The sequence below is a fragment of the Pseudomonas sp. Ma2-10 genome (genome assembly GCF_054330215.1).
Genome location: NZ_JBTEYL010000003.1, coordinates 131,303 through 150,036, shown reverse-complemented (window position 1 = coordinate 150,036; position 18,734 = coordinate 131,303). Strand labels below are relative to the sequence as shown.

Annotated in this window: 17 protein-coding genes and 1 pseudogene; 16 read left to right on the top strand and 2 right to left on the bottom strand. The window is 60.0% G+C overall.

Going from position 1 to position 18,734, the window contains the following annotated elements; translation table 11 throughout:
• Positions 1-104: 104 nt before the first annotated feature.
• Complete coding sequence (locus ACXPVS_RS05775; RefSeq protein WP_458509064.1) at positions 105-290, top strand: hypothetical protein; 186 nt, start codon at positions 105-107, stop codon at positions 288-290.
• 517 nt (positions 291-807) lie between these two features.
• Here ACXPVS_RS05775 and ACXPVS_RS05770 read toward each other — a convergent pair.
• Positions 808-1,444 (bottom strand): annotated as a pseudogene (locus tag ACXPVS_RS05770) (LysR family transcriptional regulator); the annotation flags it as partial.
• A 189-nt stretch (positions 1,445-1,633) separates the two neighbouring features.
• On the opposite strand from ACXPVS_RS05770, the gene ACXPVS_RS05765 reads away from it, so the two are divergent.
• From ACXPVS_RS05765 to ACXPVS_RS05695, 15 genes are all read left to right on the top strand, one after another.
• Positions 1,634-2,365 carry a tellurite resistance TerB family protein gene (locus tag ACXPVS_RS05765; protein ID WP_458509063.1) on the top strand — a complete coding sequence of 244 codons (732 nt, stop codon included), beginning with the start codon at positions 1,634-1,636 and terminating at the stop codon, positions 2,363-2,365.
• Positions 2,366-2,560: 195 nt separating this feature from the next.
• A complete protein-coding gene (locus ACXPVS_RS05760; protein WP_458509062.1) occupies positions 2,561-4,183 on the top strand; it encodes a methyl-accepting chemotaxis protein in 1,623 nt (540 codons plus the stop codon).
• A complete protein-coding gene (locus tag ACXPVS_RS05755) occupies positions 4,183-4,719 on the top strand; it encodes a chemotaxis protein CheW (RefSeq protein WP_458509061.1) in 537 nt (178 codons plus the stop codon). The genes ACXPVS_RS05760 and ACXPVS_RS05755 overlap by 1 nt, the downstream gene beginning before the upstream one ends.
• Complete coding sequence (locus ACXPVS_RS05750; RefSeq protein ID WP_458509060.1) at positions 4,716-5,969, top strand: CheR family methyltransferase; 1,254 nt, start codon at positions 4,716-4,718, stop codon at positions 5,967-5,969. Before ACXPVS_RS05755 ends, ACXPVS_RS05750 begins: the two co-directional genes overlap by 4 nt.
• Positions 5,966-6,649, top strand: coding sequence for a chemotaxis protein CheW (locus ACXPVS_RS05745; RefSeq protein WP_458509059.1), 684 nt, complete (start codon positions 5,966-5,968; stop codon positions 6,647-6,649). The genes ACXPVS_RS05750 and ACXPVS_RS05745 overlap by 4 nt, the downstream gene beginning before the upstream one ends.
• Entirely contained in the window at positions 6,646-8,934 is a 2,289-nt protein-coding gene (locus ACXPVS_RS05740; protein ID WP_458509058.1) for a response regulator, read from the top strand. The genes ACXPVS_RS05745 and ACXPVS_RS05740 overlap by 4 nt, the downstream gene beginning before the upstream one ends.
• Positions 8,931-9,941, top strand: coding sequence for a chemotaxis-specific protein-glutamate methyltransferase CheB (gene cheB, locus ACXPVS_RS05735; protein ID WP_458509057.1), 1,011 nt, complete (start codon positions 8,931-8,933; stop codon positions 9,939-9,941). Before ACXPVS_RS05740 ends, cheB begins: the two co-directional genes overlap by 4 nt.
• Before the next feature lie 47 nt (positions 9,942-9,988).
• Entirely contained in the window at positions 9,989-10,990 is a 1,002-nt protein-coding gene (locus ACXPVS_RS05730) for a diguanylate cyclase domain-containing protein (protein WP_458509056.1), read from the top strand.
• Positions 10,991-11,097: 107 nt separating this feature from the next.
• Positions 11,098-12,193, top strand: a protein-coding gene (gene prfB / locus ACXPVS_RS05725; RefSeq protein ID WP_458509055.1) for a peptide chain release factor 2 whose coding sequence is annotated in 2 segments (ribosomal slippage) — positions 11,098-11,169 and positions 11,171-12,193 — 1,095 coding nt in all. Because the reading frame shifts where the segments join, the coding sequence is not laid out codon by codon here.
• Between the two features lie 71 nt (positions 12,194-12,264).
• A complete protein-coding gene (gene lysS, locus ACXPVS_RS05720) occupies positions 12,265-13,767 on the top strand; it encodes a lysine--tRNA ligase (RefSeq protein ID WP_458509054.1) in 1,503 nt (500 codons plus the stop codon).
• 114 nt (positions 13,768-13,881) lie between these two features.
• The gene (locus ACXPVS_RS05715; protein ID WP_458509299.1) at positions 13,882-14,586 is read left to right on the top strand and encodes a TetR/AcrR family transcriptional regulator; all 705 of its coding nucleotides are present in this window, start codon (positions 13,882-13,884) and stop codon (positions 14,584-14,586) included.
• A 69-nt stretch (positions 14,587-14,655) separates the two neighbouring features.
• Entirely contained in the window at positions 14,656-15,210 is a 555-nt protein-coding gene (locus ACXPVS_RS05710) for a hypothetical protein (protein WP_458509053.1), read from the top strand.
• A gap of 63 nt (positions 15,211-15,273) precedes the next feature.
• Entirely contained in the window at positions 15,274-16,524 is a 1,251-nt protein-coding gene (locus tag ACXPVS_RS05705) for a flavohemoglobin expression-modulating QEGLA motif protein (RefSeq protein WP_458509298.1), read from the top strand.
• A 61-nt stretch (positions 16,525-16,585) separates the two neighbouring features.
• Positions 16,586-17,500 carry an alpha/beta hydrolase gene (locus tag ACXPVS_RS05700; RefSeq protein WP_458509052.1) on the top strand — a complete coding sequence of 305 codons (915 nt, stop codon included), beginning with the start codon at positions 16,586-16,588 and terminating at the stop codon, positions 17,498-17,500.
• On the top strand, positions 17,497-17,826 hold the full coding sequence (locus ACXPVS_RS05695) for a hypothetical protein (RefSeq protein ID WP_458509051.1): 330 nt from the start codon (positions 17,497-17,499) through the stop codon (positions 17,824-17,826). Before ACXPVS_RS05700 ends, ACXPVS_RS05695 begins: the two co-directional genes overlap by 4 nt.
• A 70-nt stretch (positions 17,827-17,896) precedes the next feature.
• Here the strand turns inward: ACXPVS_RS05695 and ACXPVS_RS05690 are convergent, their stop codons facing one another.
• A complete protein-coding gene (locus ACXPVS_RS05690) occupies positions 17,897-18,685 on the bottom strand; it encodes an OmpA family protein (protein WP_458509050.1) in 789 nt (262 codons plus the stop codon).
• Positions 18,686-18,734 lie beyond the last annotated feature (49 nt).

Below are 18,734 nucleotides of genomic sequence, written 5' to 3'. Positions count from 1 at the left end.
TTCTGTATTTATGGCCGGGCTCAGCCCTTCAGGCCGGCGACTGCAAAAAGGAGAGGGCGATGCGGTTTTTGAAGTTTTCTCGGGCTTATAGAAGGACATCGTCGATGACGAAAGTACAAGGCATCACCCAGTTGCTGGGCATCCTTCCTTGCCTGACCACTGCGCGCAGAAGGCGTCGGGTCAGTTCGGACGAGATGAAGTTGTTGGAGCGCTATCGGGAGCTGTCGGAAAGCGACCAGATTGCGATGCGGTATCTGGTGGAGGCGATGAGGAGTGTGTCGCGGTTTTAATGATGGGCGACATCCAGCAGTGGGCATCGTGCTGCCGCTGGATGTCGGCAATTACCCGTTCACGCACATCTGGCACCACAGAAGGCGTGCCCGATCCGGGAATTTTTTCCAGTTGCTGGAAGGATTGCAAGATCGTCGAAATTATCTCGATGGCAGCCTCAGCGCCAACAACGTCTAGGTCATGCTCATGAGTCGCGACGAGGTCGCTTTCCGCTTTTTCAGTCAAGGCTACGCTCGGCACGTATTGCCCACTTAGCCTTCATGGCGTCCAGGTCGGTCAGTTTATCCAGTTGTTGGGCCAGAAGTTCTTCAACTCGAAAAGACAAAACGGGCGAAGAGGCCGGCTTGTTTTTCGATGGCGTTGGCGATGTCCAGCAACCGGCGAAGGCGCGGTGAGCGGCGAGGATCGCCGCTTCGACTTGTTCGGTGCTCGCCTCGGCAACGCGCGCCAGCCATTTTTCGGGTTCTCTTTTCTTGTGTGGGCATGCTGCTCCCTGTGACTGGGGCGCGGCCGTCTTATAGATGGCTTGCGTCCGCCGTGGGGCTGCTCGCGGGCAACGGTCAGGAATGGGTCCACTAAGGTGATGCGCGGTTGTAGGGAGGCCGCTGCCCACATGCGCTGGGCGTTGTGGTCCATCAGCGGCTCTCGGGCCGGCAGCCATAACCGATGCGGCGAGTGGGTCAGCACTTCGGTCTGCAAGGCGTGGCGGTCCTCGAGGTTGGAGAGGATCAATACGCCGACATCGATCTCACCGCTGACCAGCAAATGCTCAATGTAAGGGCGCTCGTCCTCCATCACCCGGATCTCGACGTTGGGGTAGGCGCGCTGGAAGCGGGTGAGTAGATCCGCAAGGTAGTAACCGGCCACCAGGCTGGTCACGCCGATAATCAACTGCCCGGCGACCTGATCGGTGCTCTGTTGCAGGCTGCGTTTGGCGTTGTCCACCGTTGTCAGAATCAGGTGCGCCTGGCGTAGGAATTGGTGGCCCTGGTGGGTCAGCGTCATGCCCTTGGCGTGACGGTTGAACAGGCCGAAATTGCTGGATGGCCAGGGTCAAGGTGGACTGAGCAATGAACGCGGTTTGCGCGGCGGCTGAGATTGAACCGGTCTCGGCCACGGCGATGAAATGACGGATCTGACGCAAGGTCATCATGGGGGAACGTACCCGGTGGGCGGTTTTTATAGATTTGATTCAGTGTATATCCATTTTTCTGAAGGCCCGTGGTCCGCTGAACAGCGCTGCGCAACATCTCGAAGCACTCTCGCACCGTGGATGCCAGGCACTTTCGAACTAGGCTGGTGGCCTTATTGATCTGGTTAACCCCTTTTCTGGAGGCGGCAAATGAACACGCGTGGATTGCTCGATCAGCTACTCAGGTCCGGTCAGGACATGTTGCAGAACAAGGCCGGCGGCTCACATAACAAGGCCACTGGCGGTGGCTTGGGCGGATTGCTCGGCGGCGGCGGTTCGAGCGGCCTCGGCAGTTTGCTCTCGGGCGCAGGCGGCGGGGCGTTGGCGGCCGGTGCCATGGGTTTGCTGTTGGGCAGCAAGAAAGGGCGCAGTGTCGGCGGCAAGGTCCTGACTTATGGCGGTCTGGCTGCGTTGGGTGTGATTGCCTACAAGGCGTACGGTAACTGGCAAGCCCAGCAGGGCACCGCACCACGTTCTAATACAACAAGCGAACCACAAACCCTTGATCGTTTGCCCGCAGAGCAAGTCGAGCTGCACAGCCAGGCGATTCTCAAAGCGCTAGTGGCCGCCGCTAAAGCTGATGGCCATGTCGATGAGCGTGAACGTGCGCTGATCGAAGGTGAATTCACCAAACTCGATACCGATCAAGAGTTGCAGCACTGGCTGCACGCCGAACTGAACAAACCGCTGGACCCGGCCGACGTTGCCCGTGCCGCGAGCACACCGGAAATGGCCGCAGAGATGTACATCGCCAGTGTGATGCTGGTGGATGAGGAGAGCTTCATGGAAAAGTCCTACCTCGATGAACTGGCGCGTCAGCTCAAGCTTGAACCGGGGTTGAAGGCTGAATTGGAGAAGCAGGTGCGACAGGCTTGCGTGTAAGTCATCAGGCCGCCTTCGCGGGCAAGTCGGATCACCGCGAAGGCGGCTTCAGTCGCGCTACGAGCTCCCCCTCCCCTCAAGGCCAATTCCGGCTGTTTTTGCCGGTGATGAAAAGTGGTGCGCAACCCTTTCCAGATGTAACCCCGCCCTCGGCTATACTGCGCATCATTTGAAATTCCGCCCCGAGGACTGACTGTGAAGAACTGGACGTTGCGCCAACGCATCTTGGCGAGCTTTGCGGTGATTATCGCCATCATGCTGCTGATGGTCGTCGTCTCGTATTCCCGGCTGTTGAAGATCGAAGCCAGCGAAGCCAACGTCCGTGAAGACGCGCTGCCCGGGTTGTATTACAGCTCGATGATCCGCAGTGCCTGGGTCGACACGTATCTGCGGACCCAGGAAATGCTGGGTTTGAAGGAGGGGCAGGGCTTCAGCGCTGAAGAGGCCGAAAACTTCAAAAACTTCGAGGTGCAGCTGCAAGGGCAGATGAGTAACTACTTAAGCACGGTCACCACGGAGGAAGACAAGGTCGAGTACGCCATTTTTGAAAAGCGCCATGACGACTACAACAAGGTGCTGGCTGCAGTGCTCGATTTGCATAAGCGCAATCAGGAAGCTGAAGCCATCAAGATGTTTAACGAGCAACTGACCCCGGCCTGGACCGCAGGTCGCATGAAGCTCAATGACATCATCCGCGAAAACAAAGCGGTGGCTGACCAGGAAATCGCGAACATCGATGACGCGGTGGTCACCGCTAAAACCATCATGGGCATCTCCCTGCTAATCGCGGTAATGGCCGCCGCCCTCTGCGGGCTGCTGTTGATGCGCGCAATCATGGCGCCGATGAACCGGATCGTCGAAATTCTCGAAATCATGCGCACCGGTGATCTCAGCAACCGCTTGAACCTGGCGCGCAAGGACGAATTTGGCGCCGTGGAAACCGGCTTCAACGACATGATGGCCGAGCTGACGTCCCTGGTGTCCCAGGCCCAGCGCTCATCGGTGCAGGTCACCACGTCGGTGACCGAGATCGCCGCCACCTCCAAGCAACAGCAAGCGACCGCCACTGAGACCGCCGCCACCACCACCGAAATCGGCGCAACGTCCCGTGAGATTGCCGCCACTTCGCGGGATCTGGTGCGCACCATGACCGAAGTGTCCACCGCCGCCGATCAGGCCTCGGTGCTCGCCGGTTCCGGGCAGCAAGGCCTGGCGCGGATGGAAGAGACCATGCACTCGGTGATGGGCGCGGCCGATCTGGTCAACGCCAAACTGGCGATCCTCAATGAGAAGGCCGGCAACATCAATCAGGTGGTGGTGACCATCGTCAAGGTCGCCGACCAGACCAATCTCCTGTCCCTCAACGCCGCCATCGAGGCCGAAAAGGCCGGTGAATACGGTCGCGGTTTTGCCGTGGTCGCCACCGAAGTGCGGCGACTGGCGGACCAGACCGCCGTCGCTACGTACGACATCGAGCAGATGGTGCGCGAGATCCAGTCGGCGGTGTCAGCCGGGGTGATGGGCATGGACAAGTTCTCTGAAGAAGTGCGCCGTGGCATGTCTGAAGTGCAGCAAATCGGAGAGCAGTTGTCGCAGATCATCCATCAGGTACAGGCATTGGCGCCGCGGGTGTTGATGGTCAACGAAGGCATGCAGGCCCAGGCCACGGGCGCAGAGCAGATCAACCACGCGCTGGTGCAGCTGGGTGATGCCAGCAGCCAGACCGTCGAGTCCCTGCGCCAGGCCAGTTTCGCCATCGACGAACTGAGCCAGGTGGCCGTAGGGCTGCGCAGCGGCGTTTCGCGATTCAAAGTCTGATGAGCGAACCCACGGCCAAACGCGCCGCCGTGAAGCCGGCGTTGCAATCATTGTTTCTGGTGTTCCGCATCGGCAACGAGCGCTATGCCTTGCAGGCCAGCGAGGTGGCGGAAGTGCTGCCGCGCCTGCCGTTGAAGCCGATTCCCCGCGCGCCGGAATGGGTGGCCGGGGTGTTCGCTTACCGCGGCGCGGTGGTGCCGGTGATCGACCTCAGTGCGCTGACATTCGGCCAACCGGCCCAGGCCCGCACCAGCACCCGCCTGGTGCTGGTCAATTACCGTCCGGACGAGTCCGCTGAGGCGCAATGGCTCGGGCTGATTCTGGAACAGGCCACCGATACCTTGCGCTGCAATCCGGCGGATTTTCAGCCCTATGGCCTGGACAATCGTCAGGCGCCGTACCTCGGGCCGGTGCGTGAAGATGCCCAGGGTTTGCTGCAATGGGTGCGGGTCGCCGATCTGCTGGACGATCAGGTTCGCGCACTGCTGTTTCCATCGCAGCCGTTGGACCGGGCGCTATTCGAGGAGCGGCCATGAGCAGCGATCAGCGGTTTTTCGATTTCCTTAAAGAGCGCATCGGTCTCGACGTGACCTCGGTGGGACCTGCGATCATCGAGCGCGCGGTGCGCCAGCGCAGCACGGCATCCAAAGCGCTGACGGCCGATGAGTATTGGCACACCTTGCAGGGTTCGCAGGACGAGCAGCAGGCGCTGATCGAAGCGGTAATTGTCCCCGAGACCTGGTTTTTCCGTTACCCGGAATCCTTCGCCACATTGGCGAAACTGGCCACCAAACGCCTGAACGACATCAACAATATGCGCGCGCTGCGGATTCTCAGCCTGCCGTGTTCCACCGGGGAAGAACCGTATTCCATCGCCATGGCGTTGCTCGATGGCGGGTTACAGCCGCACCAGTTCAAGGTCGAAGGCATGGACGTCAGTCCGTTGTCGGTGGAAAAAGCCCGGCGCGCCCTGTACGGCAAGAATTCGTTTCGTGGTCAAGACATCGCCTTTCGCGCCCGGCATTTCACCGCCGAAGTCGAGGGCTACCGGCTCAGCGGGCGAGTGCTCGAACAAGTGCGTTTGCAGGTCGGTAATCTGCTGGATCCGACGTTGCTGGTCAATGACCCCCCCTATGACTTTGTGTTTTGCCGCAACCTGCTGATCTATTTCGATCAGCCGACCCAGCAGCAAGTGTTCGAAGTGCTCAAGCGTCTGACTCACGTCGACGGCGTGCTGTTTATTGGCCCGGCGGAGGGCAGTTTGCTCGGCCGTTTTGGCATGCGGTCGATCGGCATCCCGCAGTCCTTTGCGTTCAGTCGTCAAAGCGCACCTGAGCCGGAGCATTTTGCGACGTTCGTTCCGACGCCTCTGCCCGTGCGCCAACCGGTGCGCCCCGTGACGCCGCCGCCCGTTCGCAGTCGACCCTTCGCAACGGTGACGCCGCTCCCTGTCGTAACGAAAGTCGCCAACCCGGACACCGCCACACTGCTGGCGAACATCGCCGCACTGGCCAACGAAGGCAAAAGCGCCGAGGCGCGCGCCGCGTGCGAGAGCTATTTGCGCAGTCACGAGCCCGTGGCCCAGGTCTTTTACTGGCTGGGCCTGCTCAGCGATGTCGCCGGCAGAGTCCTTGAGGCTCAGGGTTTCTATCGCAAGGCGCTGTACCTCGACCCGCAACATCCCGACGCGTTGATGCACCTGGCGGCGTTGCTGCAATCCTTGGGCGACACGGCAGGAGCCAGACGATTGCAGGACCGCGCCGCCCGCAGTGAGCGTAACCGATGAACGCCGTCGACACCTTTAACCTCACCCATGAAGATGCCCAGGCCATCGACGACTGCTGGAACCGCATCGGTGTCCACGGCGACAAGTCCTGCCCGCTGCTGAGCGATCACATTCACTGCCGCAATTGCGCGGTGTATTCGGCTGCGGCTACGCGCTTGCTCGACCGCTACGCGTTACAGCAGGAAGACCACGGGCACGTCTCCAGCACGGTTGAGCGCGAGGTGAAAACCCGTTCGCTGCTGATGTTCCGCCTGGGCGAAGAATGGCTGGCCCTGGCCACTCGCAGTCTGGTGGAAGTGGCGCCGCTGCAAGCGATTCATTCCTTGCCGCACCAACGCTCCCGGGCCTTGCTCGGCGTGGCGAATGTGCGCGGCGCGTTGGTGGCGTGCCTGTCGCTGGTGGAGTTGCTGGGGCTCGACGGCGCCAGCAGCGTGGCGTCCGGCGCGCGGGTCATGCCGCGCATGCTGATCATCGCCGCCCATGGCGGACCGGTGGTGGTACCGGTGGATGAAGTGGACGGGATTCACGCCATCGACGAACGCGTCCTCGAGGCGGCTTCCCGCTCTGGTACTCAGGCCAGCGCCAAATACACCTGCGGCGTGTTGCCCTTCAAAGGTCGCAGCCTGCGGTGGCTGGATGAAGATCAGCTGTTGTCCGCCGTGACCCGGAGCCTTACATGACCCCCGAGCAAATGCGCGACGCCTCTTTGCTGGAACTGTTCAGTCTGGAAGCCGAGGCCCAGACGCTGGTGCTGAGCGCAGGTCTTCTAGCGCTGGAGCGCGACCCGACCCAGGCCGATCACCTGGAATCGTGCATGCGCGCGGCGCACTCACTCAAGGGCGCGGCACGGATCGTCGGTGTCGACGCCGGGGTCAGCGTCGCGCATGTGATGGAAGATTGCCTGGTCAGTGCCCAGGAAGGGCGCCTGTACTTGCGGCCCGAACACATCGATGCCTTGTTGCAAGGCACCGATTTGCTGATGCGCATTGCGACACCGGACAACAACCCTGAACTGGCGGAAATCGAGGCCTATGTGGTGTTGATGGCGCGGTTGCTTGATCCGAGGGCGACGCCCACGCCGGTCGCTGCATCTGCCGCTCCTGTGATGGCGGAACTTCAGCTCGAACCACCGACGCCCAAGGTCGAGGCGCCAATCCCGGTCGCCGAACTGCAACCCGCAGAGCCACCGCGCAAGGCCAAACGCACCACCGAAAACGGTGAGCGGGTGCTGCGGGTCACGGCCGAACGCCTGAACAGCCTGCTTGATCTGTCGAGCAAATCCCTGGTGGAAACCCTGCGGCTCAAACCGCACCTGGCCACCATGCAACGCCTCAAACGTATGCAGAGCAACGGCCTGCGGGCGCTGGAAAACCTCAACGTCCACCTCAAGGAACATGCCTTGAGTCTAGAAGCACAGGAGGCCCTCCAAGACGCTCGTCGGCTACTGGCCGAGTCGCAGCAATTGCTGGTGGAAAAGAATGCCGAACTGGATGAGTTCGCCTGGCAGGCCAGCCAGCGGGCGCAAGTGTTGTATGACACCGCGCTGGCCTGCCGCATGCGGCCGTTTGCCGATGTGTTGGCCGGGCAAGAGCGCATGGTCCGCGACCTCGGGCGCAGCCTCGGCAAGCAGGTGCGACTGGAGATCGAGGGCGAGAAAACTCAAGTCGACCGCGACGTGTTGGAAAAACTTGAAGCGCCGCTGACTCACCTGCTGCGCAATGCTGTGGATCACGGTATCGAATCCCCGGAGCAGCGGCTATTGGCGGGCAAACCCGCTGAAGGCCTGATCCGTTTGCGCGCTTCCCATCAGGCCGGTTTGCTGGTGCTGGAGCTGAGCGATGACGGCAATGGCGTCGATCTGGAAAAGGTCCGCCGCAGCATCATCGAGCGCCAATTGTCCCCGGCCGAAACCGCCGCGCAATTGAGTGAAGAAGAGCTGCTGACCTTCCTGTTTCTACCGGGTTTCAGCCTGCGCGACACGGTCACCGAAGTCTCCGGACGCGGCGTCGGACTGGACGCGGTCCAGCACATGGTCCGCCAGGTGCGCGGCGCGGTCGAGCTGGAACAGGCGGCGGGCGAGGGCAGTCGCTTCCATCTCCAAGTGCCGCTGACCCTGTCGGTGGTGCGCAGTCTGGTGGTGGAAGTCGGTGACGAGGCGTATGCCTTTCCGCTGGCCCACATCGAACGGATGTGCGATCTGGAGCCGTCGGACATTCTCCAGGTCGAAGGTCGTCAGCATTTCTGGCACGAAGGCCGGCATGTCGGGCTGGTCGCGGCCAGTCAACTGTTGCAGCGTCCGGCGAGCCAGAACAGTCAGCAAACCCTCAAAGTGGTGGTGATTCGCGAGCGTGAGGCGATTTACGGCGTGGCGGTCGAGCGTTTTATCGGCGAGCGGACGTTGGTTGTTTTGCCGCTGGATGAGCGTCTGGGCAAGGTGCAGGACATTTCCGCCGGGGCCTTGCTCGACGATGGTTCGGTGGTGCTGATCGTCGACGTCGAAGACATGCTGCGTTCGGTGGACAAACTGCTCAATACCGGGCGTCTTGAGCGCATTGCCCGTCAAGGCAGCCAGGCGGTTGAAGCGGCTCGAAAACGGATTCTGGTGGTTGACGATTCGCTGACCGTACGTGAGCTGCAACGCAAGTTGTTGCTCAATCGCGGCTATGACGTGGCGGTGGCGGTGGACGGTATGGACGGCTGGAACGCCTTGCGATCGGAGGATTTTGATCTGCTGATCACCGACATCGATATGCCACGTATGGATGGCATCGAACTGGTGTCATTATTGCGTCGGGACAATCGCCTGCAATCCCTTCCGGTGATGGTGGTGTCTTACAAGGATCGTGAAGAGGACCGTCGACGTGGACTGGACGCTGGAGCCGATTATTATCTAGCCAAAGCCAGTTTTCATGACGACGCCCTGCTTGACGCGGTGGTTGAGCTCATTGGAGGAGCGCGTGCATGAAAATAGCGATTGTCAACGATATGCCCATGGCCGTAGAGGCCCTGCGCCGCGCCCTGGCATTCGAGCCGGCGCACGAGGTGGTCTGGGTCGCCAGTCATGGGGCCGAGGCGGTGCAGCGTTGCGCTGAAAATACGCCGGATCTGATTCTGATGGACCTGATCATGCCGGTGATGGATGGGGTGGAGGCGACCCGGCGGATCATGGCGGCTACGCCGTGCGCGATTGTCATCGTTACGGTCGACCGCGTGCAGAACGTGCATCGAGTCTTTGAGGCCATGGGCCACGGAGCGCTGGATGTGGTTGATACGCCGGCCATCGGTGCCGGCAATGCCCAAGAAGCAGCGGCCCCGTTACTGCGCAAGATCATGAACATCGGTTGGCTGATCGGTGACCGGGGCAATCGGGAGCGAGCCGCCCCGAGCCCGCTGCGCAGTTCGGCTTCGCGCCAGCGCCTGATCGCCATTGGCTCATCGGCAGGTGGGCCGGCCGCACTGGAAGTATTGCTCAAGGGATTGCCGCGAGATTTTTCGGCCGCCATCGTGCTGGTGCAGCATGTTGATCAGGTGTTCGCTGCCGGTATGGCCGAATGGCTCAGCAGCGCCAGCGGCCTGAACGTGCGCCTGGCCCAGGAAGGCGAGCCTCCGCGGGCTGGCGCGGTGCTGCTGGCGGGCACCAATCACCATATTCGCTTGTTGAAAAACGGCACGCTGGCCTACACCGCCGAACCGGTCAACGAGATCTACCGGCCCTCGATCGATGTGTTCTTCGAGAGTGTGGCCAGTTACTGGAACGGCGATGCGGTGGGTGTTTTGCTCACAGGTATGGGACGTGATGGCGCACAGGGGCTTAAACTCATGCGCCAACAGGGCTACCTGACCATCGCTCAGGATCAGAACAGCAGTGCGGTGTACGGCATGCCGAAGGCGGCAGCGGCCATCGATGCCGCTGTGGAAATTCGCCCACTGGAAAAGATAGCGCCAAGATTGCTGGAAATCTTCCAAAAATGAAGGCTTTTCACAGCAATCTGGCCCAAGTAGTACTCAGGTGACTGCTCATGAATGATTTACAGCACGACGGCTTCAAAACCGACGAAAACGCCGCCATGGTGTTGTTGGTGGACGATCAGGCAATGATTGGCGAGGCGGTGCGTCGCGGGTTGTCGAACGAAGATAACATCGACTTCCACTTCTGCGCCGACCCGCACCAGGCCATCGCCCAGGCGATCCGCATCAAGCCGACGGTGATCCTCCAGGACCTGGTGATGCCCGGTCTTGACGGTTTGAGCCTGGTGCGTGAGTACCGCAACCATCCGGCGACCAAGGACATCCCGATCATTGTCCTGTCGACCAAGGAGGACCCGCTGATCAAGAGCGCGGCGTTTGCGGCCGGGGCCAATGATTACCTGGTCAAGTTGCCGGACAACATCGAACTGGTGGCGCGCATCCGCTATCACTCGCGCTCCTACATGACGTTGCTGCAACGCGACGCCGCTTACCGCGCGTTGCGGGTCAGCCAGCAGCAGTTACTCGACACCAACCTGGTGCTGCAACGCTTGATGAACTCAGACGGTCTGACCGGGCTGTCGAACCGTCGGCATTTCGACGAATACCTGGAGCTTGAGTGGCGCCGCTCGCTGCGAGAACAAAGTCAACTGTCTCTGCTGATGATCGATGTCGACTACTTCAAGTCCTACAACGACAGTTTCGGCCACCTTGAAGGCGATGAGGCTCTACGCAAAGTGGCCACGGCGATCCGTGATGCCAGCGCGCGACCTTCGGACCTGCCGGCCCGTTATGGCGGCGAAGAATTTGCCTTGGTGCTGCCCAATACTTCGCCGGGCGGCGCGCGACTGGTCGCGGAAAAACTGCGCCAGACGGTCGCTTCGCTAAAGATTCCGCATGTTGTCCCGGCCGAAGGTTCGAGCCTGACCATCAGCATCGGCCTGTCGACCATGACCCCGCAATCGGGCGGCGATTGCCGTCAATTGATCTTGGCGGCGGACAAAGGGCTGTATCTGGCGAAGAACAATGGGCGTAATCAGGTGGGGATTGAATGAGCCATCAGGTTCATTCGCCCCTAAAAGCCGCTAGGCGGGCTGCCGTGACAGGCTGATTACGTTATACTCGCCGGCTTTCAAAAGTTCGCCAACGAGTGCTGCCCGCCATGGAAATCAACCCGATCCTTAACAGTATCAAGGACCTGTCCGAGCGCTCCGAAACTATTCGGGGGTATCTTTGACTACGATCAAAAGCATGAGCGTCTGACTGAAGTCAATCGCGAGCTTGAAGATCCGGCCGTCTGGAACAACCCGACATACGCTCAGGAGCTGGGCCGCGAGCGGTCCCTGCTGGCTCAGATCGTCGAAACCCTCGACGAAATGCACACAGGCCTGGCCGACGCCAAAGACCTGCTGCTGATGTCCGCCGAAGAAGAAGACCAGGCCGCCGTCGATGACGTCGCTGCCGAAGTCGAGCGTTTGCGCGAGTCCCTGGAAAAACTCGAATTCCGTCGCATGTTCAGCGGTGAGATGGACGCCAACAACGCCTACCTGGACATCCAGGCCGGCTCCGGCGGTACCGAGGCCCAGGACTGGGCCAACATCCTGCTGCGCATGTACCTGCGCTGGGCCGACAAACGCGGTTTCGACGCGACCATCATGGAGCTGTCGGCCGGTGAAGTCGCCGGGATCAAGGGCGCCACAATCCACATCAAGGGCGAATATGCCTTTGGCTGGTTGCGTACCGAAATCGGCGTGCACCGTCTGGTGCGCAAGAGCCCGTACGACTCCGGTAACCGTCGCCACACCTCGTTCTCGGCCGTGTTCGTGTCGCCGGAAATCGATGACAACATCGAAATCGACATCAACCCGTCGGACCTGCGCATCGATACCTACCGCTCCTCCGGTGCCGGTGGTCAGCACGTCAACACCACCGACTCGGCCGTCCGTATTACGCACGTACCGACCAACACCGTGGTCAGTTGCCAGAACGAACGCTCCCAGCACGCCAACAAAGACACCGCGATGAAAATGTTGCGGGCGCGCTTGTACGAGCAGGAAGTGCAGAAACGCAACGCCGCCTCCCAGGCCCTGGAAGACACCAAGTCGGACATCGGCTGGGGTCACCAGATTCGCTCTTACGTGCTCGACCAGTCGCGAATCAAGGATTTGCGTACTAACGTCGAACGCAGTGACTGCGACAAAGTGCTCGACGGCGATATCGACGAATACCTGGTGGCCAGCCTGAAGCAAGGCCTGTAAACCGCCAGTCAAGACCTTAAGTCCCCTGCCATCGGTGGGGGCAACGAACCCGTGATGGAATTTTTAAAGACATGAGCGACCTAGAACTCGACCCGCAAGCCCTGCAACAGGAAGAAAACTCCCTGATCGCCCTGCGCAAGGAAAAGCTGGCTGCCGAGCGCGCCAAGGGCAATGCCTTCCCGAATGACTTTCGCCGCGACAACTACTGCGAAGACTTGCAGAAACAGTACGCGGACAAGACCAAGGAAGCGCTGGCAGAAGCTGCAATCCCGGTCAAGGTTGCCGGTCGTCTCATGCTCAACCGTGGCTCGTTCATGGTGATCCAGGACATGTCCGGGCGCATCCAGGTTTACGTCAACCGTAAAACCCTGTCTGAAGAAACCCTGGTCGCGGTGAAAACCTGGGACCTGGGCGACATCATCGCCGCCGAAGGCACCCTGGCGCGCTCCGGCAAGGGCGACCTGTACGTCGAAATGACCCGCGTGCGTCTGCTGACCAAATCCCTGCGCCCGCTGCCGGACAAGCACCACGGCCTGACCGACACCGAATCCCGTTATCGTCAGCGTTACGTTGACCTGATCGTCAACGACGACGTGCGCCAGACGTTCCGCGTTCGTTCGCAAGTCATCGCGCACATCCGCAGCTTCCTGATGAAGCGAGACTTCCTGGAAGTCGAAACACCGATGCTGCAAACCATTCCAGGTGGTGCAGCGGCCAAGCCATTCGAAACACACCACAACGCCCTGGACATGGACATGTACCTGCGCATCGCGCCGGAGCTCTACCTCAAGCGTCTGGTGGTCGGTGGTTTTGAAAAGGTGTTCGAGATCAACCGGAACTTCCGTAACGAAGGCGTTTCGACTCGTCACAACCCTGAATTCACCATGTTGGAGTTTTACCAGGCTTACGCCGACTACGAAGACAACATGGACCTGACCGAAGAACTGTTCCGCGAGCTGGCGCAGTTGGTTCTGGGCAGCACCGACGTGCCTTACGGCGACAAAGTGTTCCACTTCGGCGAACCGTTCGTGCGTCTGTCGGTGTTCGACTCGATCCTCAAGTACAACCCTGAGTTGACCGCTGACGACCTGACCGACATCGACAAGGCCCGCGCCATCGCCAAGAAGGCCGGCGCCAAGGTATTGGGCTTCGAAGGTCTGGGCAAACTGCAGGTGATGATTTTCGAAGAGCTGGTCGAGCACAAGCTGGAGCAGCCGCACTTCATCACTCAGTACCCGTTCGAAGTGTCGCCGCTGGCCCGTCGTAACGACGACAACCCGAACGTCACCGACCGTTTCGAACTGTTCATCGGTGGCCGTGAAATCGCCAACGCCTACTCCGAGTTGAACGACGCGCAAGATCAGGCTGAGCGCTTCATGGCGCAGGTGGCCGACAAGGACGCCGGCGACGACGAAGCCATGCACTATGACGCCGACTTCGTGCGTGCGCTGGAGTACGGCATGCCGCCAACGGCGGGTGAAGGTATCGGCATCGACCGCCTGGTGATGTTGCTGACCAACTCACCGTCGATCCGCGACGTGATCCTGTTCCCGCACATGCGGCCACAAGCGTAAGTGTTTCAATAAAAAAGCCGCCTAAAACAGGCGGCTTTTTATTGCCTGTCTGGTACAAACGTATTAATTGGTTACTTTTGAAGTAAGAGAGGAATACCTGTCGTGAACCGTGCAATTGCTCAAGAGGGTGCAGCGGACGTCGCCACTGCGGTCGCTGAAAGTGTTCAGTACCAGGGTCGCAAGGCCAGCCGACAGGGCAGTGAGCAGCGTCGACAGGACATTCTCGATGCGGCGATGCGCATTGTCGTGCGCGATGGCGTGCGGGCCGTGCGTCACCGCGCGGTGGCCGCAGAGGCCGGTGTGCCGCTGTCGGCCACCACTTACTATTTCAAGGATATCGATGACCTGCTCACCGATACCTTTGCCCAATACGTGGAACGCAGCGCGGCATTCATGGCCAAGCTGTGGGCCAACAACGAGGGCCTGCTGCGCGAAATGGTTGCTTATGGCGATGGCAGCCCCGAGTCCCGTTCACAGCTGGCCGACGATATCGCACGCCTGACCGCCGATTATGTGCAGCGCCAATTGCACAACCGTCGCGAACACTTGATGGCCGAACAGGCGTTTCGTCAGGAGGCCTTGTTGAACCCGCGCCTGGCGATGTTGGTGCGCTCGCATCAGCAAATTCTTCTGCAAGGCACCTGCCATTTTTTCGAGGTATTGGGTTCCCGCGAGCCACAACAGGATGCCAAGGTGTTGACGGCGATTATCGGACGGATGGAATATCAGGGTCTGCTCAACGACGCCGAGCCTGTCGCCGAAGCCGAAATGCTCGGCATCCTGACTCGCTACATGCATTTGGTATTGGCGTCGGTGTAGGCAACTGATCGTTTCCGCGCAGAGCGTGGGCGCGATCGCAGGGCGAAGTGTGTTCATAGGGAGTGTTGAATGAAAGCCTGGCGTGTCGTTGTGATCGCCTTGTCGTTCCTGCTGCTCAGTGGCTGTCTGGTGACCTTCAAGGAGCCGCTGCCCTCGGGTGAACCCGCGCCTAAAGGGTTGCTCGGCAAATGGACCAGCACTAACGCCTGGGGTGAACCGCTGAGTCTGCATCTGACACACCTGGGCGACAATCACTATCAGGCGGTCAGCTACTTCAAGGCTAAACCCAAGGAGCGTGAAGCCTATCCCTTCACGGTCACCCGCCATGGCAGTCGCTGGTACCTGTCGGCCAAGGTGCCGGCGCAATTCGGTGGGCATTTCACTCTCTTAGGTTTTGAACTCACCGATAAGCATGAGCTGGTGGTCTATCACCTCGATATCGAGCAGATCAACCAGGCCCTGAGGCAAAAAGTCCTCAGCGGCGAAGGCTTCCAGACCGACGACGGCGACGGCGTGTTGATCAACAACAATCTGGACCAGGTCTTCGCCTACCTTGACGACCCGGCCAATTCCGATGTGTTCGTCGAGGCCGTGCGCTATCAGCGCCTGGCCAAAGCCAAATAACCCAGCACGTAAACGGTTTTTCTACAGGAGTTTCGGGTGGACGATTACCAGCAGACGATACGCATGTTGTCCGATCGCATTGTGCTGGCGCAGACGCCGATTCGCGTCCTCGATGCAGTCAAGTGGGACGACAGCATCCGCAAGGGTTTCCTCAAGGCCAAGGGCAAGGAAATGCCGGCGGTGGACCGCGATTACTACCTGAATCGGCCCCTGTCGTTCGACTCCAGCAAGGTGAAGCTGGAATTCCAGAACATCGAGCGCGACATCACCCGTCAGCTGGGTCAGTTCAACCCGGTTGGCCAGATCATGCGCCGCATGTGCAAGGAATACCGGATGGTGGTGCGCATGCTCGAAGCGCGCGGCACCGAGGATTTCGGGCTGATTTCACAGGAGCTTTACGGTGCCGCTTCCGACGCGTTCCACGCCGGCGACCCGACCCTTTCCGACCTCGGCCTGATGCTCTCGGATTACCTGAACAATATCGATGGCCGTGGCGACCTGAAGGACGAACCGAAAATCCTCACCGCCAAGGAAGCCGTCCACCTGCTGCAAACCCGCTTGAACAAGGTATTCGGTGAGGCCGAGGAAACCATTCGCGTATTCGAGTCCGACGGGATCGTCGCCGATGCGGCGGCTGGCGCCGACTACATCAAGATCCGCGCCGACGCGATGTTCAACGACCGTGACGTGCGCGCTCTGGAAGTCCACGAAGGGCTGGTGCATGTGGGGACCACGCTCAATGGCCTGAACCAGCCGATCTGCACCTTCCTCTCCAAAGGTCCGCCGTCGTCGACGGTGACTCAGGAAGGCCTGGCGATCCTGATGGAAATCATCACTTTCGCCTCGTACCCAAGTCGCCTGCGCAAACTGACCAACCGCACCCGTGCCATTCACATGGTGGAAGAGGGCGCTGACTTCTTGCAGATCTTTGAGTTCTTCCGCGAGCAAGGTTTTGAAATGGCGGAAAGCTACGGCAACGCCAGTCGGGTTTTCCGTGGCTCGGTGCCGACAGGTCTGCCATTTACCAAAGACTTGTCCTACCTCAAGGGCTTTATCATGGTTTACAACTACATTCAGTTGGCCGTGCGTAAAGGCAAGCTTGAGCAGATACCGCTGCTGTTTTGCGGCAAGACCACGCTGGAAGACATGCGGACCTTGCGTCAGTTGGTGGATGAAGGGCTGGTGGTGCCACCGAAGTATTTGCCGGATCAGTTCCGTGACCTGAACGCGCTGTCGGCATGGATGTGCTTCTCCAACTTCCTCAATCACCTGAGCCTGGACCGGATCGAAGCGGATTACTCCAATATCCTCTAACGTGTACGCCGTCCAAATGTGGGCGCGGTGTACCAACTCCATTTTCGCGAGGTTTCAACGGATGAGATTCCTCGGCATTTTTTGCCTGCTGCTGACCCTGAACGGTTGCAGCTCGCTGCTGTTCTACCCCGAGCCTGGCCAGCTGTTTACCCCGGAAAAAGCCAAACTCGAATACCGCGACGTCACCCTGACCACCGCTGACGGCCTCAAGCTGCACGGCTGGTGGTTGCCGGCCAAACAAGGTGTCGAAGTCAAAGGCACGGTGCTGCATTTGCACGGCAATGGCGGCAACCTGCCCATGCACCTTGGGGGGAGTTGGTGGTTACCCAAAGAAGGCTATCAAGTGCTGCTGCTGGACTATCGCGGCTACGGTCTGTCCGAGGGTGAACCGACGTTGCCAGAGATCTACCAGGACATCGACGCCGCGTTCAAGTGGCTCGATCAGGCGCCGGAGGTCAAGGGCAAGCCGCTGATCCTCCTGGGCCAAAGCCTTGGCGGTTCGATGGCCGTGCATTATCTGGTTCAGCACCCCGAACGCCAGAAACAACTCAAGGCTTTCGTCCTCGACGGCGTGCCCGCCAGTTACCGCAGTGTCGGTCGCTATGCGTTGAGCAACTCTTGGGTGTTCTGGACGTTCCAGGTCCCGCTATCGTGGCTGGTGCCGGACGGCGACAGCGCGATCTATTCCATGGCGCAGCTCAATGGCGTGCCGAAACTGATCTACCACAGCATCGACGATCCGATCGTGCCCCTTTCCAACGGCATCCGTCTGTATCAAGCTGCGCCGCCGCCGCGGGTGCTGCAACTAACCCGTGGGGGTCATGTGCAGACGTTCGCCGACCCGGTCTGGCGCAAAGTCATGCTGCGTTATCTCGACGACCCGCAGCATTTCAACGGTCTGCGTCGCCTGGGCGAAGTCCCGAACTACCCGGCGCCGAAAAATTCTGAAGATGAACCAACAGAGAGCCCGCAATGAGTGAAGAACGTAACGCCATCCCGCTGATCATCACCGGTATCTGCAGCATCCTCGGCACTGTCGCAGCCCTATGGTTCTACGGCTACCTGCACTTCGCCAAACCCGAAGATGCGCTGCTGCTCAGCGACTTCACCATGCTCAAGACGGTGCCGGGCGAAGACTACAAAGTCTCCCTGGAACCGGCCCCGCAAGTCGCGCAATGCATCGATGGCGTGCTGGTGATGTTCGACACCGAACAGAAAGGCCTGAGCGGCGTGTTGGTCAACAACAAGAAAAAAGCCGTGCGCTGCGTGGGTGAGGAATCCCCGCAAAAACTGCAACCGTAGCGCCCGATCTGAAAAGCAACAGCCCCGCCTGATCGACTCAGGCGGGGCTGTTGTGTTTCAGCACAGAGGCTTAGTTCGCGCTAACCGCCGAGCGCGGGATCACTGGCTGGTTGTCGTTGGAAATGGTCACTTCCACCCGACGGTTCATCGCACGGCCCGAGACACTGCTGTTCTCGGCCACCGGGTATTCCTTGCCGTAACCCTGCGCCACGATACGCGCGGGATCAACGCCCATTTTCACCAGCGCCGTGCGCACGGAACCGGCACGACGCTCGGACAGCGACTGGTTGTAGTTGGCGGTGCCCGTGCTGTCGGTGTAGCCCTCAACGATCACTTTGCGATCAGGGTTTTGCGAGAGGAACTGCGCCAGTTTGTTGATATTCACCAGACCGCTGGACTTCAGATCCGCCCTGTCAGTGCCAAACAACACATCACCGAACGTCACCAAGGTACCGCGATCGGTTTGCTTGGCGTTCAGGCTGTCCCGCAATTGTTTGATCTGCGCGTCGCGGGCCTCCAGACGAGCCTGGGCACGCTGCGCAGAAGCATTTTTCAGATTGGCTTCCGCGGTGCGCAGGGCGATGGTTTGCTTCGCCACTTCAACACGTTGATTGGTCAGGTAGGCCAGTTGGTCGACCTTGGCCTGGTCTTCTTTGTCCCGGTAAGCCTTGTCAGCCTTGTCCAGGTAATCGCCGGCTTCTTTGGTTTCCAGCGCCGCGACTTTGCTGGCTTGCGGGTTGGTTTGCAGGCCGGTGTAGTTGCTACGGGCCTGTTCCAGGTTCGCGTTCGGCGGCGTGGAGCAGGCAGCCAGTGCAACGCTTGCGGCCAGCAGGGCAGGGATCATCAATTGTTTATGCATGGTGGTTTCGTCCTTTTAATCGAGTAAGAATTACGTCGTGCCGCGCCGC

Coding starts and splice junctions, on each gene's coding strand:
- ACXPVS_RS05755 (WP_458509061.1), top strand. CDS start 4,183: ATGAGCGAACCCACGGCCAAACGCGCCGCCGTGAAGCCGGCGTTGCAA.
- ACXPVS_RS05730 (WP_458509056.1), top strand. CDS start 9,989: ATGAATGATTTACAGCACGACGGCTTCAAAACCGACGAAAACGCCGCC.
- ACXPVS_RS05695 (WP_458509051.1), top strand. CDS start 17,497: ATGAGTGAAGAACGTAACGCCATCCCGCTGATCATCACCGGTATCTGC.
- ACXPVS_RS05740 (WP_458509058.1), top strand. CDS start 6,646: ATGACCCCCGAGCAAATGCGCGACGCCTCTTTGCTGGAACTGTTCAGT.
- ACXPVS_RS05710 (WP_458509053.1), top strand. CDS start 14,656: ATGAAAGCCTGGCGTGTCGTTGTGATCGCCTTGTCGTTCCTGCTGCTC.
- ACXPVS_RS05705 (WP_458509298.1), top strand. CDS start 15,274: ATGTTGTCCGATCGCATTGTGCTGGCGCAGACGCCGATTCGCGTCCTC.
- ACXPVS_RS05750 (WP_458509060.1), top strand. CDS start 4,716: ATGAGCAGCGATCAGCGGTTTTTCGATTTCCTTAAAGAGCGCATCGGT.
- ACXPVS_RS05690 (WP_458509050.1), bottom strand. CDS start 18,685: ATGCATAAACAATTGATGATCCCTGCCCTGCTGGCCGCAAGCGTTGCA.
- ACXPVS_RS05745 (WP_458509059.1), top strand. CDS start 5,966: ATGAACGCCGTCGACACCTTTAACCTCACCCATGAAGATGCCCAGGCC.
- lysS (WP_458509054.1), top strand. CDS start 12,265: ATGAGCGACCTAGAACTCGACCCGCAAGCCCTGCAACAGGAAGAAAAC.
- cheB (WP_458509057.1), top strand. CDS start 8,931: ATGAAAATAGCGATTGTCAACGATATGCCCATGGCCGTAGAGGCCCTG.
- ACXPVS_RS05700 (WP_458509052.1), top strand. CDS start 16,586: ATGAGATTCCTCGGCATTTTTTGCCTGCTGCTGACCCTGAACGGTTGC.
- ACXPVS_RS05765 (WP_458509063.1), top strand. CDS start 1,634: ATGAACACGCGTGGATTGCTCGATCAGCTACTCAGGTCCGGTCAGGAC.
- ACXPVS_RS05775 (WP_458509064.1), top strand. CDS start 105: ATGACGAAAGTACAAGGCATCACCCAGTTGCTGGGCATCCTTCCTTGC.